The following is a 22,564-nucleotide window of genomic DNA, read 5'->3' as shown; positions in this document are numbered from 1 at the left end:
GATGATCGTAAATCCAATTAAACGTCGTCCAACACGTAAAATTCGTGTGGGTTCAGTTTATGTGGGTGGTGATGCACCAATCAGTATCCAGTCCATGACCAATACTGAAACTTGTGATGTGGCAGCTACGGTTGCACAGATTCAGCGCTGTGTAGATGCCGGTGCAGACATCATGCGGGTTTCTGTGCCTACCATGGAAGCCGCGGCGGCATTTGGTGAAATTCGCAAGCAGGTCAATGTACCTTTGGTCGCCGATATTCACTTCGATTATAAAATTGCTTTGGCAGTTGCGGATTTGGGTGCAGACTGCCTGCGGATTAACCCGGGCAATATCGGTTCGGAAGCGAAAATCCGTGAAGTGGTGGCCGCAGCACATCATAACGACATTTCCATGCGGATCGGTGTTAATGCCGGCTCACTGGAAAAAGATATTCAAAAGAAATATGGTGAGCCGACTGGTCAGGCTTTGCTTGAATCTGCGATGCGCCATATCGATATTTTAGACCGTCTGGATTTCCAGGAATTCAAAATTTCAGTCAAAGCCTCGAATGTGTTCCTAACCATGGATGCGTATCGTTTGCTGTCACAGCAAATTGATAATCCGCTCCATCTGGGTGTCACGGAAGCGGGTATTTATCGCACCGGTTCGGTTAAATCTGCGATCGCTTTGGGTGGTCTGCTGATGGAGGGTATTGGGGATACCATGCGTATTTCCTTAGCCGCCGAGCCTGAAGAAGAAATTAAAATTGGTTTTGATATTCTGAAATCGCTGGGTCTGCGCTCCAACGGGATTAACTTCATTGCCTGCCCAAGCTGTTCACGTCAGGAATTTAATGTGATTTCGGTGATGCAGCAACTTGAAGAGCGTTTAGAAGATATTCGTACCCCAATGGATGTCTCTGTCATTGGCTGTAAGGTCAATGGGCCGGGCGAAGCTAAAGAAGCGGATATTGGTGTCGTAGGTGCAAGTCCGCGTTCACTGGTGTACCGTAATGGTGAAAAGAGTCATTTAATTGATACGAATCAATTGGTTGATGAAATTGAAACCATGGTTCGTCAACGTGTTTCCGAGCTTGAAGAAGCTAAATCTAAAGAAATTATTCGTACAAGTTTTCCTGAGTAGATCATGAGTTCAATCGTCGCAATCAAAGGTTTTAATGACATTCTCCCAACGCAAACCCCAGCTTGGAGACGTCTTGAACAGCATCTATCCGGTTTGATGGATGCCTATGGCTATCAACAAATTCGTTTGCCTATCGTAGAACAGACCAACTTGTTCAAACGTTCGATCGGTGATGCAACCGATATCGTTGAAAAAGAAATGTATACCTTCCTCGACAAGGGTAATCCGCCTGAATCATTGACGCTACGTCCTGAAGGGACGGCGGGTTGTGTACGTGCCATGCTGGAGCATAACCTGCTGCGCGGTGCGACGCCTCGCATCTGGTATATCGGACCCATGTTCCGTTATGAAAAACCGCAAAAAGGCCGTTACCGTCAGTTCCATCAGTTTGGTGTGGAAACCTTTGGTGTAGCAACGCCAGATATGGATGCAGAACTGATTCTGATGACGGCGCGTCTGTGGAAACGTATGGGTGTGGCAGACAAAGTTCAATTAGAACTCAACACACTCGGTGAGTCGGATGAGCGTGCAGCTTACCGTGCAGCACTGGTTAAGTTTTTAGAGTCACATAAAGCGGATCTGGATGAAGATTCTCAGCGCCGTCTGACCACGAATCCACTGCGTATTCTGGATTCTAAAGATGCCAAAACACAAAGTATCTTAGAAAATGCACCGAAACTGCATGATTTTATGGGTGAAGAAACTCTGGCGCACTTTGCCCAGTTACAGCAGTATTTGACTGATGCAGGCGTGAGCTTCGTGATCAATCAAAAGCTGGTACGCGGTCTGGACTATTACAACAAAACTGTTTTTGAATGGACCACAACCCATTTGGGTTCACAAGGTACAGTTTGTGCCGGTGGCCGTTATGACGGCCTGGTGGGACAGCTTAAAGGAAAGGCAGATCAGTCTGTTCCTGCAGTTGGTTTTGCCATGGGTATCGAGCGTTTATTGCTTCTGCTGGAACAGGTTGAAGACAATACCCCGACACGTGATTGTGAAGTATTCCTGGTGGCTGAACCGACTTCTCAAGGTAAGGCTTTGGTCATTGCCGAACAGATCCGTGATCAGCTTGAAGCAGCAGGCAGTCAGGTTCGTCTGAAAGTAGGCTCACAAGGTTCAATGAAATCGCAAATGAAAAAGGCCGATCAAGCCGGTGCTTTGTATGCAGCGATTTTGGGCGAGCGTGAACTGGAAGCTCAGGCGTTTACTGTGAAAGAGCTGGCAACCGCAGAGCAATCGAATGTACCATTTACGGACTTCGTTGCATTTTTTAGTACTAAAATTTCTTCAAAATAATCGATAAAACATTAGGAAAAGGGTAATCTCATGAGCGCAATGAGTGGTGATGAACAGTTTGAAAGCTTAAAATCCTTTACGAAGAAATATGGTTCTTCGATGATTACCGGGATTTTAATTGCGCTGATTGCCTTTTTTGGATGGGAATATTGGCAGAAGAAAAACTTGGCAGAGTCGCAAATGCACACTGCCAAGGTTCAGCAGTTGATGGATGATGCGCAGGCATCGAAAGGTGATGGTTTTGCCAAGTTGTCTGAAGCTGCGGACAAGATTGTCAAGGAAGCACCTGATTCAGCTCAGGCGATTCAGACCCAGCTAGTGATGGCGAAATTGGCTTATGAAAAAGAAGATTATGCTGCGGCCGAGAAAGCGCTACAGAAAGTTGAAAACTCGAAAGTAGACGATAAAGGTCTGGTTCAGGTCGTCAAACTTCGTCTGGCTTATGCACAACTGGCACAGAAAAAATATGATGCTGCATTGAAAACTTTAGAAGCGGTTACTGAGCCTGCATTTAAAGCAACTGCCGATGAAGCACGTGGCGATATCTATGTTGCCAAAAATGATATTGAAAATGCTAAAAAAGTATATCAAAGTGCATGGGATGCTTTGATTGAACGTAAAGAAGAACGTCAGATTTTACAAATTAAGCTCGAAAGCGTAGGCGTATTGGTCGATGATCCGGAAATCGAACGCCCAATTATAGAAACACAAGCGGAAGAAGCTGAATGAATAGAAAATACAAAATTACCTGTGCCTTGACTGTTTTAACGCTTGCATTGGCTGGCTGTGCGGGTAAAACCAATAAAGTTCCAGAAGTAAAACCGAATCCACTTCCAAAACTGACTCAAGCCAAAACCCTGGTCCCTGTATTTTCCACCAGTGTGGCTTCGACAGATGCTGCTGATCCGTTGCGTTTACGTCTGGATGCAGATAATGGTGTGGTCTTTGCAATTGATTCGAAAGGCGAAGTGTCTGCATTTAAAGGCAAACAGCGTCTGTGGCAGAAAAAAGTCAGCAAAGACAATTTAAGTTCTGGTGTTGAAGCTGCTGAAGGTCTTGTTGTCGTGGGTAACCAGAAAGGTCAGCTGTTTGCGCTGGATCAGCAAACCGGCGAGCAAAAATGGACTGCGCAATTGACGGGTGCTTTACTGGCACCTTCATTAATTCATGCTGGTCGTGTCATTAGCGTGAGCAATGACGGCACAGTATATGCGCATGAAATTGCGACGGGTGCGCAAGTTTGGACTTATAACTTACCTAATGTACAATTCAGCCTGCGTGGCATGGCTGCACCTGTTGCATTAGATGCTCGTAATGTACTGATTGCATCTTCCAATGCTTATATCTATGCACTGGATGCCTTAAGCGGTGTGCCAAAATTACAGCGTCGTGTCGCAGTGTCGGATGGGCGTTCTGATATCCAGCGTCTGGTTGATATTGACGGGGAACCGGTCGTTGCAGGCCAGTTTGTGGTGACCACCAGTTATCAAGGTCAGGTGACTGTGCTGGATTTAGCTTCACAACAGGTGGTCTGGAGTGAAGATGCCAGCAGTATCCAGCGTCCAGAAGTTGTGGGCAATGGTGTATTTGTGGCGCAAACCGATGGCAAAATCAAAGCCTTTGAAATTACCTCGGGTCAACCGCTTTGGGAAAATGACCAGTTGCTGAATCGCAAGTTAAGTAATCCGGTGATGCTGGGTACTGATCTTGTAGTCGGTGATCTGGATGGTGTCTTGCACCTGATTGATCCGCGTACCGGACAGATTACTGGTCGTTCGAAAACCTCTGGGGAAGTACGTAGCTTACGCGTCATCGACAACCAGCTGTATGTTTCCACACGCAAGGGCGCATTAAGCATTTGGCAGAACCGTTAATTTTAACGAGCCTTATGCTAAACTAGCCACAACCGTATTTTGTGAACGCGGGGTGATTGAAAAATCAATGCCCCGTGTTTTTATTTAGGGTATTTCCCCCTTATATCTTCCTATACTTTCTGATGTTCAGGCCACTTTGACGCCTGATATTGAATAAAGGTTACTCTATGAAACCCGTAATTGCGCTCATTGGTCGTCCGAACGTCGGAAAATCAACGCTGTTCAACCAGATTACCAAGAGCCGTGACGCATTGGTGGCAGACTTTGCAGGTCTGACACGCGACCGTAAATATGGCGATGCAACTTATCAAAATAAATCTTTCATTGTGGTCGATACTGGCGGTATTGGCGAAAATGAAGGTGGGATTGACTCGTACATGGCAGAGCAGTCCAAGACTGCTATTCATGAAGCCGACATCATCATTTTTGTGGTTGATGCGCGTGCCGGACTGCTGGCTTCTGATGAACAGATTGCCCGTGAATTGCGTACTTTAGGCAAAAAAGTCTTTCTGGTGGCCAACAAAGTTGATGGCGTACATGCTGAAGCTGCCCTGGTTGAATTCTATAAACTGGGTATGGGCGAGCCGCTACAAGTGGCAGCCAGCCATGGTCGTGGTGTTCAGCAGATGCTGGAAGATGTACTTGCTGATGTACCGGAAGATGAAAATCCGGAAGAGCATGACAAAAACACGGGTCTGCGTTTAGCGATTATTGGTCGTCCGAACGTCGGTAAGTCAACGCTGGTGAACCGTTTGCTCGGTGAAGAGCGTGTGGTGGCATTTGACCAGCCGGGTACAACACGTGACTCGATTTATATTCCATTCGAGCGTGATGGCCGTCAATACACCCTGATTGATACTGCAGGGGTGCGCCGTAAAGGTAAAGTTGATGAAATGATTGAGAAATTCTCGATTGTTAAAACTTTACAGGCAATGAAAGATGCCAACGTAATTGTTGTTGTGGTTGATGCGCGTGATGGTATTGTTGAGCAAGATTTGCATTTGATTGGCTATGCGCTTGAAGCGGGTCGTGCCATGGTCATTGCAGTCAACAAATGGGATAACATGAGTGAATATGATCGTAAGCAATGTAAGCTCGATGTAGAGCGTCGCTTCGATTTTATTCCATGGGCCAAAGTACATTTGATTTCTGCATTGCATGGAACGGGTGTGGGCGATCTTTATCCATCGATTCACCGTGCTTATGATTCATCTCGTTTGAAAGTGTCACCAGCAAAAATCACCCAGATTTTAAATGATGCGACAGATGCCCACCAACCGCCTATGGTTCAGGGTCGTCGTATTAAAATGCGTTATGCGCATATGGGTGGGCAGAATCCGCCAACGATCGTGATTCACGGAAACAAGGTGGATAAAACCCCTGCGGATTATCGCCGTTACCTGGAAAACGTGTTCCGTAAAGTGTACAAGCTTGAAGGTACGCCGATTAAAATCGAATTTAAAACCTCTGAAAACCCGTTTGAAGGTCGTAAGTCTCAAGTGGATGAGCGTGCAGCTGCACGTAAACGTCGTTATGTACAGAAGTTCAAGAAAGCCGAGAAGAAATTTAAGCGTTAATTTTATAGTTTAAATTTTCCGGATAAAAAGCCTGCGTAAAGCGGGCTTTTTTTATTACCTATAAAAATATTTTTTAATCAGGCTTAATTTTGAATTTAATAAAAATAAAATATTCTTTTAATTATAGTTATTTAGTATAAGTATCAATTTAATATTTATGTGATATGTATTATATTTGTGTGAAATTGTTAATTCAGTCGCAAAAATGAAAATTGACTGAAAAAGATCATAATAAATTACTACCCAAATTTGCGGTGGTGTGAGGGGAACATGAAAAAAACTGCATTGGCCTTAATCTGTATGATGGGCTTACCAAGCCTTGCATGCGCTGAAATGATCAAAGTGAATGGTGAGGGCAGTAGCCCCATTATAAAAAAAGATCCAATAGGAACACGGAATCAAGCATTGAATCTGTCTCTTATACACATCTCCGAGCCCACGAGACCGATCAGTATCTCGTATGCCGNNTATAAGAGACAGGTATTATATTTGTGTGAAATTGTTAATTCAGTCGCAAAAATGAAAATTGACTGAAAAAGATCATAATAAATTACTACCCAAATTTGCGGTGGTGTGAGGGGAACATGAAAAAAACTGCATTGGCCTTAATCTGTATGATGGGCTTACCAAGCCTTGCATGCGCTGAAATGATCAAAGTGAATGGTGAGGGCAGTAGCCCCATTATAAAAAAAGATCCAATAGGAACACGGAATCAAGCATTGAATAATGCAAAAACTGATGCAGTCATTGCTTTAATCAAAAAAATAAATGGCCCTCAAGCCATGCAGGATGCCGAACTCCATCTGGCAGATATTGTGAAACAAGTTGACAATGGCTACGTATTTAATCGTGGTAGTCAAACCAACAATAACAATGAACTGGTTACTTCTATTTCAATTGAAATGGATGATCAGGAGTTTCGCCAGATCTTAAATGATCTGGGTTTATCCAAAAAGAATAGCCGAACCAGTCCGATCATGATCGTAATGGATGAATATTTTGGTGTACCGCGAGATAACTCAAAACCGGTGAAAGAGTTTACGTCGTACTTTTCTGACAAGAGCTATGCCTATGATGAAAAGGCCAGCTATGACGCGAAAGAAAGTGCAAAAGCCAGTGAAAGTTCATCATATTCATCAAAAGGCAAATCAGCTTCGGCTTCAGGCTATGCCTATGGTAATTACTATGGTGCAGGTGCGGGCGTTGCTGCACGTTCATCAAGTCACAATAATTCAGGTAAATCTTCTGCTTCAGCAAGTTATAACGCCAGTGAATCAGCACATTATAGCCAGTCTGAACGCCAGAATGATATTCAAAATTTTGTGAAATATGTGGAATATCAAACCCCGTCGACCACACCTGAGCGTGAAAATCAAACGTTAACCTCAATTGCCCGTGCAGCATCTAAATATGATCTACGCTTAATGGATTCGGATGTGTTTCGTAGCCGTTATCTCAAAGGCAAGAGTATGACCATTCAACAATTGCTGGGTGATGCAGAGCTGGCAAAACTTGCAGTGGCTGCACGTCAGGAAAAAGCGGACTGGTTTATGGTCGGTAGCTCTTATATTTATGACCGTGGTCGTTCAGGTGCAACGGGTCAGTTTGTTTGTGATGGTGCACTCAGCTATAAAATTTATTCAGTCGATGATGGCACACTGATGGGCGGCGATACCCGTACTGAATCATCCACGGCTGCAACGACAGATACTTGCCGTACCAATGTTGCCCGTAAACTGGGTGAAATGACGCTATCTGAAGTCGGCCCGCAAATCCTTGCCTATTCGAAAAACCGCAGCATGTATGGTAAGGAAATAACCCTCTTTGTAAAAAGTGTATCGGGTAGCGTATCTAGCCGGTTAGGGGATGACCTGTACGTGGCCTTAGATGAAATGGATGGTGCGGAAAATATCGATATCCGTACCCAGGATGGCAAATTGGTCGAGATGACCATGACTTATAAGAGTGAAAAGCCGTTAAGTGCTGAACTTGCCAAAGCATTGCGCCGGGTAAATCCTGTTCTGTCGAATGCAGAACGCCTGCAAGCAGGGAATACCATTACTTTATGTATTGGTGGTACCCAATGCAAATAAGCATGAAAAAAGCCATGCTTGCCATGGCGCTGATGGGAACGGCTAGTACACAGGCCAATATTCAGGTTTTTCCGGCGAAGGGAATTTATGGGCTGGAACTGCCTTGTCGTCAATCGGCAGAACATATAGAAGCAAACGCATCATCGATTTCCTGTGACTTTAGCAGGGCTGTATCTAGCGAGACGATTCGTACTCAAGTTGCACAGGCTTTCGAGCAGCAGCTGAAACAGGCCTTGCAAGATCAGGTGGTTACTTCAATTTCCCAACAGAATAAACATCGAAGCTATGTGGCCTCTCTGGAAGTTTTGCGGGCCAGCGAATATGTAGTGCAAAAGGAATCTACAGCCGAGATTTTTCTGCCAGTCACTTTAAGTTTAAAGTTGACCAATGTCTTGTCTGGAGAAGTGATTTATACCGATAGCGCTACCTTATCTCAACCTATACAGGTGCTGTCGACTGATGTCGAGGCGGCTACAACCCGTCAGGCGGTCCAGCAGAAATTTCAAAGTAGCTTGCTGTCCTTGACCCAGCAATTGACCCAGGATCTGCAGAAAAAATTTAAGGTTTCTGAAGTGCAGACTAAGGTGATTGACCGCTGGAAGTCTTATATGGTTTTGGATAAAGGCTTTAATCAGGGGATTGCCAAAGATGATGAGCTGAGCTCGGCTTCAGGAGATTTAATCCGGGTTGTCCATGCTGATAGCGATTATGCTGTGGCATTGCCTGTATTGATGAGTGGTAATTCGAGCCAGTTTAGCAAGATTTCAGCCAATACCCGTCAGGCACTGAACAAGCCTAAAGCTTTGGTAGTGGATGTTTTGACTTATCAAGGTGAGTCAAAAGACCTGATTGAGCAGATTTTTTCTGATGCGATCGGAGAAAATGCATCCTTTACCCTTACACCAGTCAACAAACGTTATAGCGTGCTCGCACAGAGTATCAGTGAGCAGACGGGTTTAACTAATCAAGAAACCCAGCATCAGCGTGAACTTCCTGAATTTTTTATTCGTATTAATGTGATTCCTGTAATTGGTTATCAGCAGCAAGTCGGCAAAATGACTGAGCAACAAGTGGTACATAGTGAAGTCTTTGCTGAAATGATTGATCGTTCTGGGCGCGTGATTTATTCGGCGCATGCAACTGATGAAATCAGTGAAACCATTTCACAAGGGATGGGTTTTTCACTGGATACGCGTAAAGAAGTGGCACTCAAAAATGCCTTGGTGAAGCTGGGTCAGCAATTCCAAAAAGAGATTCAATTTACCCGTTCAGATTTGCAGGTATCCAGTGGTGGTAGCGAGACCATCACGATTCAGGATGTAGGCGAGCGTTTGACCACAGGCATGAAAATTCATGTGTATAACCGTGAAAAAGTTGCTCAGCGTCAAGTGTTAATCCCGACCTGGGAAGCTACAGTCATTGAGCGTCAAGGGGCTAAAGTCAAAGCGCAGCTTGATTTTCCTGTGAGTGGAAATGACCGTCTACCGGTACGTTCGGGTGACAGCATCTTGGTGGATAGCCATGCTGCTGTGGGTGAGTCGAAACTTGCCCGTGTACTTTGCCCAAGCTTGCATACCGATCAAGTTGGAGAGATTCCATTTTATGGATTTGGTCCGCTGATTTATCACGCATTTACCAGTCAGTCCAAACGTCCATTTTATGCCACAGGTTCAGGTTTTAAAGGTCAGACCAGTTTGGAAACATCAATTATAAAAATGACTGAAAATGCCGGCTTTAAAAAACAGCTTGATTTGAAACTGTATGTGCCTAAAGACGAGTGCTTACAGCCAGCCTTCAAGATTCAGGTTCAAGAAGATTCTATTAAATGCAATGCAGACAAATCCAGTTGCGATGCCACTTTAGTTTTGGCAGGTGGAGCGCGGCGTTTTAATACAAAACAGGAACGTATTGGAGCTGTCGGTTTACAGCAAGAAGTCAGTTTAAAAGGCATTGATATCACCCATCGTCATGAAATGTACAACATTCAGATGTTCAAGGCCTTACCAAAAATTTTAAATCAGATCGTGCAAAAAGCCGATGCAGTTCAGTAAGGAATTATAAGGGGAAACATTATGAAAAAAATCGCAAGTATCTTGATCTTGGGAAGTGCTGTATTGGCATCGCAAAGTCATGCCGGTCTTGGAACACTGAGTAGTCTGGCATCAAAAGCAGTTGAAACAACAACAGGCACATCTTCACAGAATCTGGATTTGGCGGGTTTTCTTAAGCAGGCACAAGCCACCAATGCCATGTTTATTCAAAGCCGAACGACACTGGCAACCCTGTTTGCTGAGCGTAAAGACAGTGAAGAGCTGAAAACCAAATTAAACAGCTTGAAAACTACCTCAGACGTAAAGGAAAAAGAGGCAATCCAGAAAGAGATTACCAAATTGACCAATGATGTTCTGGATGCATCAAAAAAGGATGAAGCGGCGACACTGGAACGTATTAATGCATTAAGTGTAAGCCAGAAACAGCTTCTAGTTAACTCACTTACTAACTTTGCGATTGCGGGCTTGTCTGCACGCGAACTCGTGCTTAATAGTAAGCAGGTGTCTATGCAAATGCTCAGTAATCCGCGTAGTGTCAGCGATAGCGGTATGTCTTTTATGGATGCCAAAGGTCTATTAGGTGATGTGACTGGAATTGCAAAAAACGCAACAATGGCATTGGTGGAGTATCCGCAGTTGATGAAAAAAGCGGGCTTGAACTTTAAGGCGCCAGAATCTGCAGCAGCAAAACCAGTTGATATTTCTGATTCAATCTAAGCAATATGAGTCTAGCCTGTTTTCGAACAGGCTTTCTTTTTTTATCTGGCGACGTAAAATGAAAAAGTCCATCTGTTTCTATGAGCTTTGCATTGTCGCGAAATATTCAAATTTATCTACAAAAAATAGATCAGTTCTTTTCGATTAAACCGCCTGAATCACGGGTAGAGCAAATCAAAAATCGAAAACTGGCAATTTATGCGCGACGTAACCAGTTGCTGTCAGATCAATTCAATCATCCGATCCAATCTCTGGATTTCACCATCACTGAATATGGCAAGCCTTATTTAAATGACTATCCGGATTTCAGTTTCAATCATAGCCATAGTCAGAATTTCTACGTCCTGGCAACGAGCAGAGATGTCCAAAACTTAGGAATTGATATTGAAGAACTGAGTCGTAAGGTTCGTTTCGAAGCCTTGGCACAGCACGCCTTTCATCCCGAAGAACTCAAAACTTGGCAAACGCTGGCTTATGACCCTGAATACTGGTTTAAAGTCTGGACGATTAAAGAGGCCGTGTTAAAGGCATCAGGCTTGGGAATCCGGATCAACCTGAATGAGCTCAATACCAATATCCATCCTGAGCAAAATGGTGGGCGCTGCGAACATCCAGAGATTGGCATCTATGCCTATCAAAATTATACGCTTGCTGGCTGCATGCTCACCGTGGCCTGGCAAAGTGAGGATTCCTGCAAGGGATTGAGATTTCCTGTGATCCAGATTCATCACACTGTCTAAAACAGAATCAACCCAAATATTTTTTATTTTCTAGAAATGATCAGATTACTCAGCCGATTCACAAATTGTGGACTCATCCGCGATAAATGAAATAAAAACTGGCTTTTGAATCCGACAGGATGATGGGTGGCTTGCCAGATGGAATCTTTGAGTTCTGCCAGTTTAAGAATATCTTGTGCAACATCTTCTGCTTTTAAATGCACGCCCATCTTTTTGATGCTTTCTGCCTGCATATCTTTGACCATGGCGGTACTGACGAAAAGCGGCATAACATCCAAGACTCGAATCCCATAGGGTTGCCACTCAATATCCAGACTTTCAGTCAGGCCACGCACTGCAAACTTGCTGGTGGAATAACTGCTTAAATCGGCTTGGCCATAAATCGCCGAAGCTGAAGATAGATTGATGATGCGGGCAAATGAAGATTCTTTTAAATAAGGGAAAGCGGCATGACAGCCGTTCATGACTCCTTTAACATTAATATCCAGAGTCCGATGATGCGCCATAATATCAGTTTCTTCAAAAGGGCCTGAATATAAAATCCCGGCATTATTGACCAGAATATTGATTTTCCCCGCCCAGGCCGAAAATTCAGACAAGGCTGTTTCCCAGGAAGCATAATCGGCCACATCGAGAAAGCCGGCTTTGGCATGTTCGCCCAGTTGCTGGGCCAGCTGTTCAGCCTGTGCTGTATTGATATCATAAATACCGACTTTATAGCCGTGCTGGTAAAATAACTGGGCGGTTGCTGCCCCAATTCCTTGTGCTGCCCCACTAATCAATATACTGTGCATGTGTTTGATCTCCTTATTGTCTTTTTTTTTTGAGCATAACAAGAAACCGGCAGATTGACGCGATTATTTGGTAAAAAAAGAGGTTTTTGAAAATGGAACAACTACTTCAGGTCATGCGCGAATTACGTGAAAAATGCCCATGGGATCAGCAGCAAACTCCCGAATCGCTGACCAAATATGCGATTGAGGAAGCTTATGAAGTCGAAGCAGCAGTCCGCTCTGGAAAAGTCGACGATGTCCGCGATGAGCTGGGTGATTTGCTGTTACAGGTGGTGTTCCAGTCGCAAATGTATAGCGAGCAGGGGGCATTTGATTTTCAGGATGTGGTGCAGGCTATTACCGAGAAACTGATTCGTCGTCATCCACATGTATTTCAGGCTGAACAATTTGCAAAAATGAGTCCGGAAGATGTGTCTGAGCTATGGAAAGAAATCAAACAGCAAGAAAAGCAGGGTAAGCCGCGTTCACGCCTGGATGATATTAAACATGCACCGGCTTTGGTACAGGCCGATGAAATTCAAAAAAATGTCGCTAAAATCGGTTTTGATTTTCCTGACATGGCCAGTGCCTATGCCAAGCTGGAAGAGGAGCTGGCTGAATTAAAAGAAGCGGTAGCTGGACAAAATTCCGATGAAATACAGGAAGAATTTGGCGACTGCTTATTTTCTCTGGTGAATGTTGGTCGTAAACTTGGCATTTCCAGCGAGATGGCATTATTGGGGACGATCCATAAATTCCGGACCCGCTTTGCCTTAATAGAAGATCAGGCACAATTACAACAATTAGACCTGGAAAAGCTGTCATTGGCTGAACTTGATCAGCTGTGGGAACAGGCTAAATTAGAATTAAAACAAAGAGCGGCACATGAAAAAAATACCTTATCAAATCGGTCGAACGTGGATTAATCTTCTTCTGAGTTGCTGGCTGGGCTTTATTTTTATCGGAACAGCGCATGCGACTGCGACCGATTATATGGAATGGAAGACCCAGCAACAGCAACATGACGCCCGCCTGAAGAAAAAAACTGCCGCTACGGCTTCATCGGAAAGCAATCACTATCTGGCGAAGCCTGCATTATCGGCATCTTCCGCTGCTAATAAAATCAGTTTGAATAATGCAACAGTGGAGCAATTACAGCAGCTAAATGGTATTGGTCAAAAAAAGGCTGAAGCCATTATTGAACATCGGCAAAAAAACGGAAAATTCAAAAGCATTGAAGAGATCCAGCTGGTCAAAGGCATTGGGCCGGCATTGTTTGCCAAAAACAAGGCCAAATTGGCCTTGTAAGGCGACAGCATGGATCATGACTAGCTGATTGATTTGACTCGCAGGATTGACATAATCAAATTGCCCTTTAGGCGTGTAAGCGATATGATTAGCGTCATCTTAGAATTTTACGTTCAGACGTAGGAGACAGCGTCTTTTGCAAACTTTGCGCGCGTCAAAATGTGGTTTATCAACCGCTCAATTACCTTCTTATATTCTCGATGTGATTGATGCCTTAAACAAGGCAGGCTATGAAGCTTATATCGTGGGTGGTGGTGTTCGAGATCTGATGTTAGGTTTGAATCCTAAAGATTTCGATGCAGTCACCAATGCAACCCCGGCTCAGGTCAAGGAAGTTTTCGGACGGCGTTGTCGAATTATCGGACGACGTTTCGAACTGGCGCATGTCTATTCAGGGCGGGAACTGGTTGAAGTGGCAACCTTCCGTGCACCACCAAAAAAAGCAGTGACCTCGGCCGCGGGGATGATTCTGCGTGATAACAACTGGGGCAGCATCGAGCAGGATTTTGCCCGCCGTGATTTCTCCATCAATGCAATGTACTACCAGCCGCGTAAAAGCATTGTGCTGGATTTCTGCAATGCAGTGGATGATATCCACAGCAAAACCTTACGCTTACTCGGTGATCCGACTTTAAGATTTGAAGAAGATCCGGTGCGGATGCTGCGAACCTTACGTTTTGCCGCCAAACTGAATTTTAATATTGATGAAGCGATTCTGGATGTCTTTACGCCGGAAATGACCCAGTTGCTGCGTGATGTTTCTCCGCATCGACTTTATGATGAATCACAGAAACTGTTCACCATGGGACACCTGAACCGTGTCTTGCCAATGCTGATTGATTTCGGCATCTGGCAGCAGTTATTTGCAGATATCAAGCCTGAAATTACGCCATTTATGGAACGCGCTGCGAAAAATACCGATCAGCGTATTTCGATCGGCAAGACCATCAATCCGGCATTTTTCTATGCGGTATTGTTGTGGCAGCCATTCCTGGAGCGTTGTGAATTCTATCTGAATAAAGGTGTGGTAGCGGCCGAAGCCCGTGCCCAAGCCGGTCTCGACGTATTAAAACGTCAGGCAACCCGCACTATTATTCCACGCTTTGCGGAAACTTTTATTCGTGAAGTTTGGGAAATGCAGACCCGTTTGCTGAATCCAAAACCACAGCAAATTGAGGCCTTGTCCAGTCATGCGCGTTTCCGTGCCGGCTTTGACTTTTTGCTGCTGCGTGAAAAATCAGGCGATGCAACTGCCCAAGGCATGGGCAGCTGGTGGGATGCTTACCAGCAAATGAGCGGTGACGAGAAAGAACGGGCCATTAGCCAGTATAACCGTCAGCGTGCCAAGAGCCGTCGCAAGGCGAGTCAAGAAGAACATCTGGACCAGAAACTGACCCAACAGCAAGATCTTGCCGAGATTGAGCCGTTAGTGAATGAACCTGAACCACGCAATCGTCGGGTGCGTAAAGCCAAGTTTGAAGACAAGGCGAAACCTCTGTCGCATGTGGCAGCCAGTGCCAGCGGTGAAATTGGCGCAGATCATCCGATTATGAAACGTCAGCGGGTAAAACGTGATCTGAGCCAAGTGGTATTTGGACCAACACAATGATCGTGACATATATTGGCCTGGGCAGTAACCTGGGCGATTCACGCCAGATTCTGGCAGAAGCTGTACAGAAACTGGCGACCTTGGGGCAGGTGAAAACTTCGCATCTGTATCAAAGTCCACCGATGGGGCCACAGGATCAGCCGAACTATCTGAATGCAGTGGTGCAGTTAAATACCGATCTGGCTGCTTTAAGCTTGCTGGATCGTTTGCAAGCCTTTGAGCAGGACGCAGGTCGGGTACGTTTGCGGCATTGGGGCGAACGTACACTGGATCTAGACTTACTAATCTACGGCAATGAGCAGATTCAAAATGAACGCTTAACTGTGCCGCATGTTGGAGTATTAGAGCGTGATTTTGTCCTGATTCCACTTCTGGATATTGATCCTGAAATGCAGGTTCATGGACATAGATTAAAAGACCTGGACATCGTCAAACAATCGACCCTCGCGGTACTCGATGACAGCAACTGGGCAAATATTTAATTTTTAAGTGATGGTAGTTTCGACAGAACTTTCAAGCATAGAGGAACATTTTCATGGTCAGTCTGAGTGATTTAAGACGCTTTAAAGCAGATGGACGCAAATTTTCATGTCTGACTTGCTATGATGCCAGTATGGCCAAAGCCATGGAAATTGCCGAAGTGGACAGCATTTTAATTGGCGATTCTCTGGGAATGTCAATTCAGGGGCGTGATTCGACTTTGCCGGTCACGGTTGCAGATATGGCTTATCATACTGCTGCGGTACGCCGTGGTAACCAGCATGCCTTTATCATGACTGACTTGCCATTTATGAGCTATGCCACCTTGACTGATGCCTTACAAAGCTCGAAAACCGTGATGCAGGCCGGCGCGCAAATGGTGAAAATGGAAGGTGGTGCATGGCTGGCAGATACCGTGCAAGTGCTGACCCGTAACGGTATTCCGGTGTGTGTGCATTTGGGTCTTACTCCGCAGTCGGTACATGTCTTTGGCGGTTATAAGCTGCAAGCCCGTACTCGTGAAGCGGCCGATCAGCTGATTGCGGACTGTAAGGCAGTGGTAGAGGCGGGAGCTGCACTATTGCTACTTGAGTGCGTACCGGCACAGCTTGGCCAGGAAATCACAGAACTGTTTCCGCAGATTCCGGTCATTGGCATTGGCGCGGGCGCAGCCACAGACGGCCAGGTGCTGGTGGTTCAGGATATGCTCGGTTTGACCTTTGGCCACACTGCAAAATTTGTACGTAATTTTATGCAAGAACAATCGGGTGCGACCGCCATTCTGGATGCTTTTAAAGCGTATCATGCTGCAGTTTTAGATGGATCTTTCCCGGCACCAGAACAAACTTTTCAGGTTGAATTGTAAGATGAAAACAGAAACCACCATTCAGGGCTTAGCGGCATCATTAAATCCGGCGCGTACCAATCGCAAGATTATCGGTTTTGTACCGACTATGGGCAATCTGCATCAGGGACATTTAAATCTGGTGCGTGAAGCGCGTAAGTTGTGTGATGTAGTGGTGGTCAGTATTTTTGTCAATCCAATCCAGTTTGGACCCAATGAAGATTTTGACAGCTATCCGCGCACGCTTGAGCAGGACCAGCAGCTTTTGGCAGAAGTTGGTTGTGACATCGTGTTTGCGCCGACGGTTGAGCAAATGTATGGTAAAAAACCGCGTCTGACCAATATTAGTGTTTCTGACATTACCAATGATTTATGCGGTTTGCAGCGTCCTGGCCATTTTGATGGCGTGGCGGTGGTAGTCACTAAATTGTTTAATATCGTACAGCCGAATTACGCCTTCTTTGGCCAGAAAGATTATCAGCAATTGGCGGTGATTCGTCAGTTTGTACAAGACCTGAATATTCCACTGGAAGTGATTGGTGTGCCGATTGCCCGTGCAGAAGATGGCCTGGCTTTAAGTTCGCGCAATGGTTATTTAAGCGAAGAGCATCGTGCAATCGCACCGGTCATTTATCAAAGCTTGCAAAAAGCTGAACAGCAATTACATGCAGGCGTGGAGCTGGATACGGTATTGGCGGAGATTCGCCAAACTTTAACCGATGCCGGGTTTGTGGTGGATTATGTTGAAGTCCGCACTCCAGAATTACAAAAAATTCATACGTTTAATCAAGATCTTGTGTTATTTATAGCAGCAAAGCTGGGGAATACACGTCTGATCGATAACCTGCAGGTTAAATACACTGCCGGCTAAGATGAAAGGGTAGCATGCATGAAGCGCATTTTAATTGTCACAGGACAATCTGGTTCGGGTAAATCATCTGCATTACAGGTGCTTGAAGATCTGGGTTATTACTGTATTGATAATTTGCCTTTGGCATTGCTTCCCGAAATTGTGGCAAAACTGGACAGCGAAAACAATCTGGAACAGTTGGCGCTGGGTGTCGATGTGCGCAGTACCCGGGCAGATTTACAAGAATTTGATCATGTATTTGAGCAACTACAGCAGCATGGTTCGGTCGATATTATCTATCTGACCACACAGGATCAGGAACTGATAGCACGCTTTAGTGCCTCGCGTCGGCCGCATCCTTTAGCGTCACGCTTTAAAAGTCTGAATCAGTGTATACAGGAAGAAAAAATCCTGTTGATGCCGATTCAGTTGCGTTCTACGGTACATATCGATACCACCGACAAAAGCGTGCATGACCTGAAACATACTTTATTGTCCAAGCTGGGACAGGCCGATAATCTAATTTTAATTCTGCAATCCTTTGGTTATAAGCATGGCATTCCACTGGATGCCGATTATGTCTTTGATGTCCGGCATTTGCCGAATCCGCATTGGGAACTGGAACTGCGCAAATTTTCAGGGCTAGATCAGCCGGTGCAGGCGTTTTTACAAAAGAGCGATCAGGTCGAGGACATGTTCAATGATCTGTATCATTTTCTGGGCAAGTGGTTGCCGACCTTTGCCGAAGGGCATCGTCATTATATGACCGTGTCGATAGGCTGTACCGGTGGTCAACATCGTTCTGTTTATATTGTGGATAGACTAAAAAAAGCCCTTGAGGCAAAATGGTCTATTCAAGTCCTCCATCGAGAAATGAAGCACTGGTCATGATTGATACGACAGTTGACGTAATTAATAAACTGGGTTTACATGCACGCGCATCTGGTAAACTGATAGAAGTTACCACCAAATTTCGTTCCAGTATCCAGATTGGCAAGGCTGACAAATTGGTAGATGCCAAAAATATCATGTCATTGCTCATGCTTGGTGCAGGCAAGGGAACAACTTTACGCTTAGTGATCGAAGGAGCAGATGAGGAAAAAGCCTTATCTGAAATTCAGGCACTATTTGCAGCAAAATTTTATGAGGCAGATTAATCGTGGCACGTCGACCGAACAGTTTAACTGAAGAAGATTTTGATTCTTTAGAGGGACGCGCAAGTAAGACCGAACAGAAAAAAGCAGTCCAGCGTATGGCTGCTTTAGGTGCGCAGCTTGCAGAGCTGAGCGCTAAACAAATTAAAAACCTACCCGTAGATGAGCGTTTGATTGACGCCTTGCTTGATGTGCAGGCAATTAGTTCGCATGAAGCACGTCGCCGTCAATTTTCACGGATTGGTAAATTATTACGCAATGAAAATGAAACGGTAATTTTGTCTTATTTAACACCTAAACAAGGTCTTAAAAAGACAGCCCAATTACAGCGTTGGGTGGATCGAATTGTCAAAGATGGAGATCCGGCCATCAATGAATTTACCAAAACCTATAATGCGACAGAGCGTCATACCTTGCGTCAACACTATCTTCGGGTACACCGTGATTTAAAGAATCAAGCACCTGAAGAAGAAGTGAATGCTTCTAAATTAAAGCTGTTTAACTATGTACAGCAAGTGGCGTTGATTTCTGACAATTAAGCAGCCATGTAAAAAGGCGGTCTTTTTTAGGCCGCTTTTTTTATAACTGTTTTTAATCCGATTAGCCTGACTTGGACATGCATAGTCTATAAGTGGTCTATCTTAATATTACTATTCCAGCTTCTAAAACTGCATTGATGATAAAAAATACAAAATTTCTGCAATTACTTTGTTAATGAATGTAAAATCTTTACAATTCTCAGTGGCTCTTTTGGCCTATTTTTAGTCAAAATCCTGATATTTAAATATTTTGTAGGCTGGAATTGTTAAGATATTTTTAAAAATTAAAAGATAATTCTGAGTGTTATTAGATAGATGAAACCTGACATAAAATTTCTTTTTAATCAGAAGGTCAAGTTATATAATTGAAAAATCATTAGCTTTTACTCCAAATAGAGTAAAAAGCGATAGTGGGTATTTTTTAGTCAGTAGTGTGTTACAGTAAATACAAATAAACATGCTTATTTTAGGTGAGATATATTAATTTCAAATACTTATGTAAGTTTTTTTCGAATAGTAAATTTTCAAGTTATTCTTAATCAATTAAATATCAGTGCTTTGCGGTTAAGAATGTATCTGGATAGAAACAGGTTAACAAATCCTTTAACCTATAGGTGAGTTTTCATCGTTGAGTAAATATAGAATCTTTGTTATTGATTGTATGAATTTGGTCGGCAGTGTTTTCTATATTCCATAAACATTCAGAGAGGCAGACATGGAACTAAAACTGCTAGAGGTCGGTCAGAATACGGAGCAATTAAGCTCGTGCCGTATATCTCTCATTTTAGGTGTCTATACCTCCAATAACCTATTAGACACCTTTTGTAAGATCGCCCGTAAAATTTTAAACGTTAAAACCAGTATTATCAGTTTCCACATGGAACCCTATATCTGGTACAGCTGTCCGCGCGGTTTCCGGGCCTTGCACGCCCCGCAGAACGTGAATCTGCCTGCGTATCTGCAACAGTCAGATGTCATTGACCAGATGCATCCTGCTTATACAGAACTGTCAAATTATGTGAAAAATCTCGGTGTAGCGCATCAGAGATTAGTCGCCTTTAATTTAAAATCAAGTAGCGGTGTGTCTTTTGGACAGGTCATTTTCTTTGATGATCAGACTGAAGGGTTTGATCAGGATGATATTGCCACTATTAAACAATTTGCTGAAAGTTTAGTGATTCGAATTCAGCTCAATCAAGAACATACTGAACTGAAAGAATTATATGAACAGCAATGCGCACTCAACTTCAGTAAAACCAAATTTTTCCAGATTATTGCGCATGACTTGCGTGCACCATTTCATGGTTTACTGGGCTTTTCCGAAGTGCTAGCGCAGGAGCGTGACACACTGGATGAATCCAGTATTCAGAGTATTGCGGATTATTTATATGATAATGCACAATCGACCTATAACCTGCTGGAAAGCCTGCTGACTTGGGCGATGGCAGAGGGTGGACGCTTTGTTTATCATCCGATCAATTATGAATTGAAACAGTCCAGCAAGATTGTATGTGGTGTTCTGAAAAGTTTGGCCTTAAATAAAAAGATCGAACTGGTCGATAATATTCCTGAAGACATCAAGGTACATGCGGATATCAACATGATTACCTCTGTCTTGCAAAACCTGGTGTCGAATGCGCTTAAATTTACCCCGGTGAATCAAGGCGGTAAAGTGATTTTAGCTGCAGAGATGGAAGGCGAGCAGGTCAAGATTACGATTCAGGATACTGGCCTGGGCATGACCGAAGAACAGATGCAGAATCTGTTTAAACCGACTTTGGGTGTCAGTGTCAGAGGCACAGCTGAAGAGAAAGGGGTAGGTTTGGGTCTGGTACTCTGCAAGCGCTTTATTGACCTGAACCATGGTCAAATTGCTGTAGATTCCAAAGAGGGCCGTGGTACGACCTTTACTGTGCATTTGCCGATGGTTACCAATGATCATCAGGCGCTAGTGCTTGAAGATGTACATGCCGAGCAATCTTAAAAGGTAAATTTCAAACTAAAACATTCCCACTGAGACAAAACTCCTGCTATCTTTAGTGTGAAAGAGGACTCCACCCAACATTAGGGTGGAGGTGAATTTCACGACTTTTTTTTAGTGCAATATGATAGAATAATTTGCATTAAGTTTCTGTATCTAAATAGATTTAAGGCGAAATGAAGATCAACAAAGCGTACAAATTTAGGCTTGAGCCTAATGCGGAACAGGAGCTTGTTTTAAACAAGTTGCTTGGCTCTGCACGTTTTGTTTGGAATCAAATTTTAGCTGTTTCGTTCGAGATGCTTGCTAATAATGAGCGAATCAACAAAGTTAATTTAGTCAATAAAATTCCTGAATTACGCAAAAAACCTGAATGTGCTTTTCTAGAAAACAGCTCAAATGGCGTTTCACTCCAACAAAAAGTTCGTGATCTTGGTGATGCTTGGGGGAAGTTTTTTAACAAAAAGGAACAAGCTAAGTTAAAGCAAAAACCATTTAGAGCTAAGAAGCCACGATTTTTTAAATTATCCGATGGTGGTGAAGTTCAACTTAGAACACTTATGCCACGATTCAAAAAGAAATCTGATGGTTATGATTCCATTCGTATTGTTCAATTTGGCAGATATTGTTGGGTTAAAGGCAACCAAGTTAAGTTACCTAATGACATTGGCGTTGTGAAATTCAGAAAATCACAAAATATTGTGGGTGAGATTAAGAACGTCACAATCTCAAAGCATGTCGGGAAATGGTATGTGTCATTTGGTGCTGAAAACACAGTAGAAGCACCAGTCCACCCATCAAAATCAGCCGTTGGCATTGATTTAGGTGTTAAAAAGTTAATTACAACGTCTAGTGGTCAAGTATTCGACCCGATCAATAGTTTCAAGGCCAATCAAGTAAAGTTGGCTAGGCTTCAGCGCAAGCTGAGAAAGAAAAACAAGTTCAGTCAAAATTGGAAAAAGCTGAATCTCAAGATCAATACATTACACCATCATATTGCCAATATTCGGCATGACTACTTGCACAAAGTCACCACAACGCTCAGCAAAAACCACGCAATGATCGTAGTTGAGGACTTAAAAGTAGCCAATATGTCGAAGTCAGCGAAAGGCTCAATCGAGAAAAAAGGAAAGAATGTTAAAGCCAAGTCCGGCTTAAATAAATCAATCCTGGATCAAGGTTGGTCAATGCTTGTTAATATGTTGGTGTACAAACAGCAATGGCGAGGTGGTTTACTCGTTAAAGTTGACCCTAAATATACAAGTCAGACTTGTAGTTCATGTGGTCACGTTGCAAAAGAAAATAGGCCTACTCAAGCAAACTTTAGTTGTGTCGAGTGTAGCTTTGGCGAGAATGCAGATATTAATGCTTCTCGCAATATTTTGGCGGTAGGACATACCGTTTTGTCTGTGGAGGGTGGATGCGGTAAAGGTCGCCTTGCGAAGCAGAAAGCAAGTGAAATCCGTGAGGAAGTCACCTAAGAGCTTTTACTTTTAGAATCCCCCACTTGAACATCGTGAAAGTGGTGGGAGTATGTCAAAACTAAGCAGAA

Annotated in this window: 21 protein-coding genes; 20 read left to right on the top strand and 1 reads right to left on the bottom strand. The window is 43.9% G+C overall.

Annotated elements, in window-relative coordinates; translation table 11 throughout:
• Position 1 precedes the first annotated feature (1 nt).
• The 9 genes from ispG (at position 2) to BFN00_RS03130 (ending at position 11,474) form a co-directional block, all read left to right on the top strand.
• Positions 2-1,123, top strand: a complete 1,122-nt coding sequence (gene ispG / locus BFN00_RS03175; protein WP_071850434.1) for a flavodoxin-dependent (E)-4-hydroxy-3-methylbut-2-enyl-diphosphate synthase — start codon at positions 2-4, stop codon at positions 1,121-1,123.
• 3 nt (positions 1,124-1,126) lie between these two features.
• A complete protein-coding gene (hisS, locus tag BFN00_RS03170) occupies positions 1,127-2,422 on the top strand; it encodes a histidine--tRNA ligase (protein ID WP_071850433.1) in 1,296 nt (431 codons plus the stop codon).
• Positions 2,423-2,452: 30 nt separating this feature from the next.
• Positions 2,453-3,151 (top strand): YfgM family protein, encoded by a 699-nt coding sequence (locus BFN00_RS03165; RefSeq protein WP_004733041.1) that lies wholly within the window; start codon positions 2,453-2,455, stop codon positions 3,149-3,151.
• Positions 3,148-4,296 (top strand): outer membrane protein assembly factor BamB, encoded by a 1,149-nt coding sequence (gene bamB / locus BFN00_RS03160; RefSeq protein WP_071850432.1) that lies wholly within the window; start codon positions 3,148-3,150, stop codon positions 4,294-4,296. Before BFN00_RS03165 ends, bamB begins: the two co-directional genes overlap by 4 nt.
• Positions 4,297-4,463: 167 nt before the next feature.
• Positions 4,464-5,873 (top strand): ribosome biogenesis GTPase Der, encoded by a 1,410-nt coding sequence (der, locus tag BFN00_RS03155; protein WP_071850431.1) that lies wholly within the window; start codon positions 4,464-4,466, stop codon positions 5,871-5,873.
• Between the two features lie 584 nt (positions 5,874-6,457).
• Positions 6,458-7,966: a hypothetical protein gene (locus BFN00_RS03145; RefSeq protein WP_071850429.1), complete on the top strand. Its 1,509-nt coding sequence runs from the start codon at positions 6,458-6,460 to the stop codon at positions 7,964-7,966.
• Positions 7,957-10,017 (top strand): MreC domain-containing protein, encoded by a 2,061-nt coding sequence (locus tag BFN00_RS03140; protein ID WP_071850428.1) that lies wholly within the window; start codon positions 7,957-7,959, stop codon positions 10,015-10,017. The genes BFN00_RS03145 and BFN00_RS03140 overlap by 10 nt, the downstream gene beginning before the upstream one ends.
• 21 nt (positions 10,018-10,038) lie before the next feature.
• Complete coding sequence (locus tag BFN00_RS03135) at positions 10,039-10,734, top strand: hypothetical protein (RefSeq protein ID WP_071850427.1); 696 nt, start codon at positions 10,039-10,041, stop codon at positions 10,732-10,734.
• A gap of 80 nt (positions 10,735-10,814) precedes the next feature.
• Positions 10,815-11,474: a 4'-phosphopantetheinyl transferase family protein gene (locus BFN00_RS03130; protein ID WP_082180545.1), complete on the top strand. Its 660-nt coding sequence runs from the start codon at positions 10,815-10,817 to the stop codon at positions 11,472-11,474.
• Positions 11,475-11,497: 23 nt separating this feature from the next.
• Here BFN00_RS03130 and BFN00_RS03125 read toward each other — a convergent pair whose 3' ends face one another.
• The gene (locus BFN00_RS03125) at positions 11,498-12,268 is read right to left on the bottom strand and encodes an SDR family oxidoreductase (RefSeq protein ID WP_071850426.1); all 771 of its coding nucleotides are present in this window, start codon (positions 12,266-12,268) and stop codon (positions 11,498-11,500) included.
• A gap of 92 nt (positions 12,269-12,360) precedes the next feature.
• On the opposite strand from BFN00_RS03125, the gene mazG reads away from it, so the two are divergent.
• The 11 genes from mazG to BFN00_RS03070 all read left to right on the top strand — a co-directional run bounded on the left by mazG (position 12,361) and on the right by BFN00_RS03070 (position 22,493).
• A complete protein-coding gene (gene mazG / locus BFN00_RS03120) occupies positions 12,361-13,173 on the top strand; it encodes a nucleoside triphosphate pyrophosphohydrolase (RefSeq protein ID WP_071850425.1) in 813 nt (270 codons plus the stop codon).
• Positions 13,133-13,555: a ComEA family DNA-binding protein gene (locus BFN00_RS03115; RefSeq protein WP_071850424.1), complete on the top strand. Its 423-nt coding sequence runs from the start codon at positions 13,133-13,135 to the stop codon at positions 13,553-13,555. Before mazG ends, BFN00_RS03115 begins: the two co-directional genes overlap by 41 nt.
• Before the next feature lie 136 nt (positions 13,556-13,691).
• Positions 13,692-15,164, top strand: a complete 1,473-nt coding sequence (pcnB, locus tag BFN00_RS03110; protein WP_071850423.1) for a polynucleotide adenylyltransferase PcnB — start codon at positions 13,692-13,694, stop codon at positions 15,162-15,164.
• Positions 15,161-15,646: a 2-amino-4-hydroxy-6-hydroxymethyldihydropteridine diphosphokinase gene (gene folK / locus BFN00_RS03105; protein ID WP_071850422.1), complete on the top strand. Its 486-nt coding sequence runs from the start codon at positions 15,161-15,163 to the stop codon at positions 15,644-15,646. The genes pcnB and folK overlap by 4 nt, the downstream gene beginning before the upstream one ends.
• Before the next feature lie 53 nt (positions 15,647-15,699).
• Entirely contained in the window at positions 15,700-16,509 is an 810-nt protein-coding gene (gene panB, locus BFN00_RS03100) for a 3-methyl-2-oxobutanoate hydroxymethyltransferase (RefSeq protein WP_071850421.1), read from the top strand.
• 1 nt (position 16,510) lies between these two features.
• Positions 16,511-17,359, top strand: a complete 849-nt coding sequence (gene panC / locus BFN00_RS03095) for a pantoate--beta-alanine ligase (RefSeq protein WP_004278336.1) — start codon at positions 16,511-16,513, stop codon at positions 17,357-17,359.
• A gap of 18 nt (positions 17,360-17,377) precedes the next feature.
• Positions 17,378-18,229: an RNase adapter RapZ gene (gene rapZ / locus BFN00_RS03090; protein WP_071850420.1), complete on the top strand. Its 852-nt coding sequence runs from the start codon at positions 17,378-17,380 to the stop codon at positions 18,227-18,229.
• Positions 18,226-18,495 (top strand): HPr family phosphocarrier protein, encoded by a 270-nt coding sequence (locus BFN00_RS03085; RefSeq protein ID WP_044109984.1) that lies wholly within the window; start codon positions 18,226-18,228, stop codon positions 18,493-18,495. Before rapZ ends, BFN00_RS03085 begins: the two co-directional genes overlap by 4 nt.
• A gap of 2 nt (positions 18,496-18,497) precedes the next feature.
• The gene (yjgA, locus tag BFN00_RS03080) at positions 18,498-19,031 is read left to right on the top strand and encodes a ribosome biogenesis factor YjgA (protein WP_004278333.1); all 534 of its coding nucleotides are present in this window, start codon (positions 18,498-18,500) and stop codon (positions 19,029-19,031) included.
• 715 nt (positions 19,032-19,746) lie between these two features.
• Positions 19,747-21,015, top strand: coding sequence for a sensor histidine kinase (locus BFN00_RS03075; RefSeq protein ID WP_071850419.1), 1,269 nt, complete (start codon positions 19,747-19,749; stop codon positions 21,013-21,015).
• A 173-nt stretch (positions 21,016-21,188) separates the two neighbouring features.
• A complete protein-coding gene (locus BFN00_RS03070; protein WP_071850418.1) occupies positions 21,189-22,493 on the top strand; it encodes an RNA-guided endonuclease InsQ/TnpB family protein in 1,305 nt (434 codons plus the stop codon).
• The last annotated feature ends 71 nt before the right edge of the window (positions 22,494-22,564 follow it).

It is taken from the genome of Acinetobacter sp. AR2-3 (assembly GCF_001878775.1).
Taxonomy (GTDB): Bacteria; Pseudomonadota; Gammaproteobacteria; order Pseudomonadales; family Moraxellaceae; genus Acinetobacter; species Acinetobacter lwoffii_D.
Note: the sequence above shows the minus strand (reverse complement) of the source record. Positions and strands in the feature narration are given on the sequence as shown.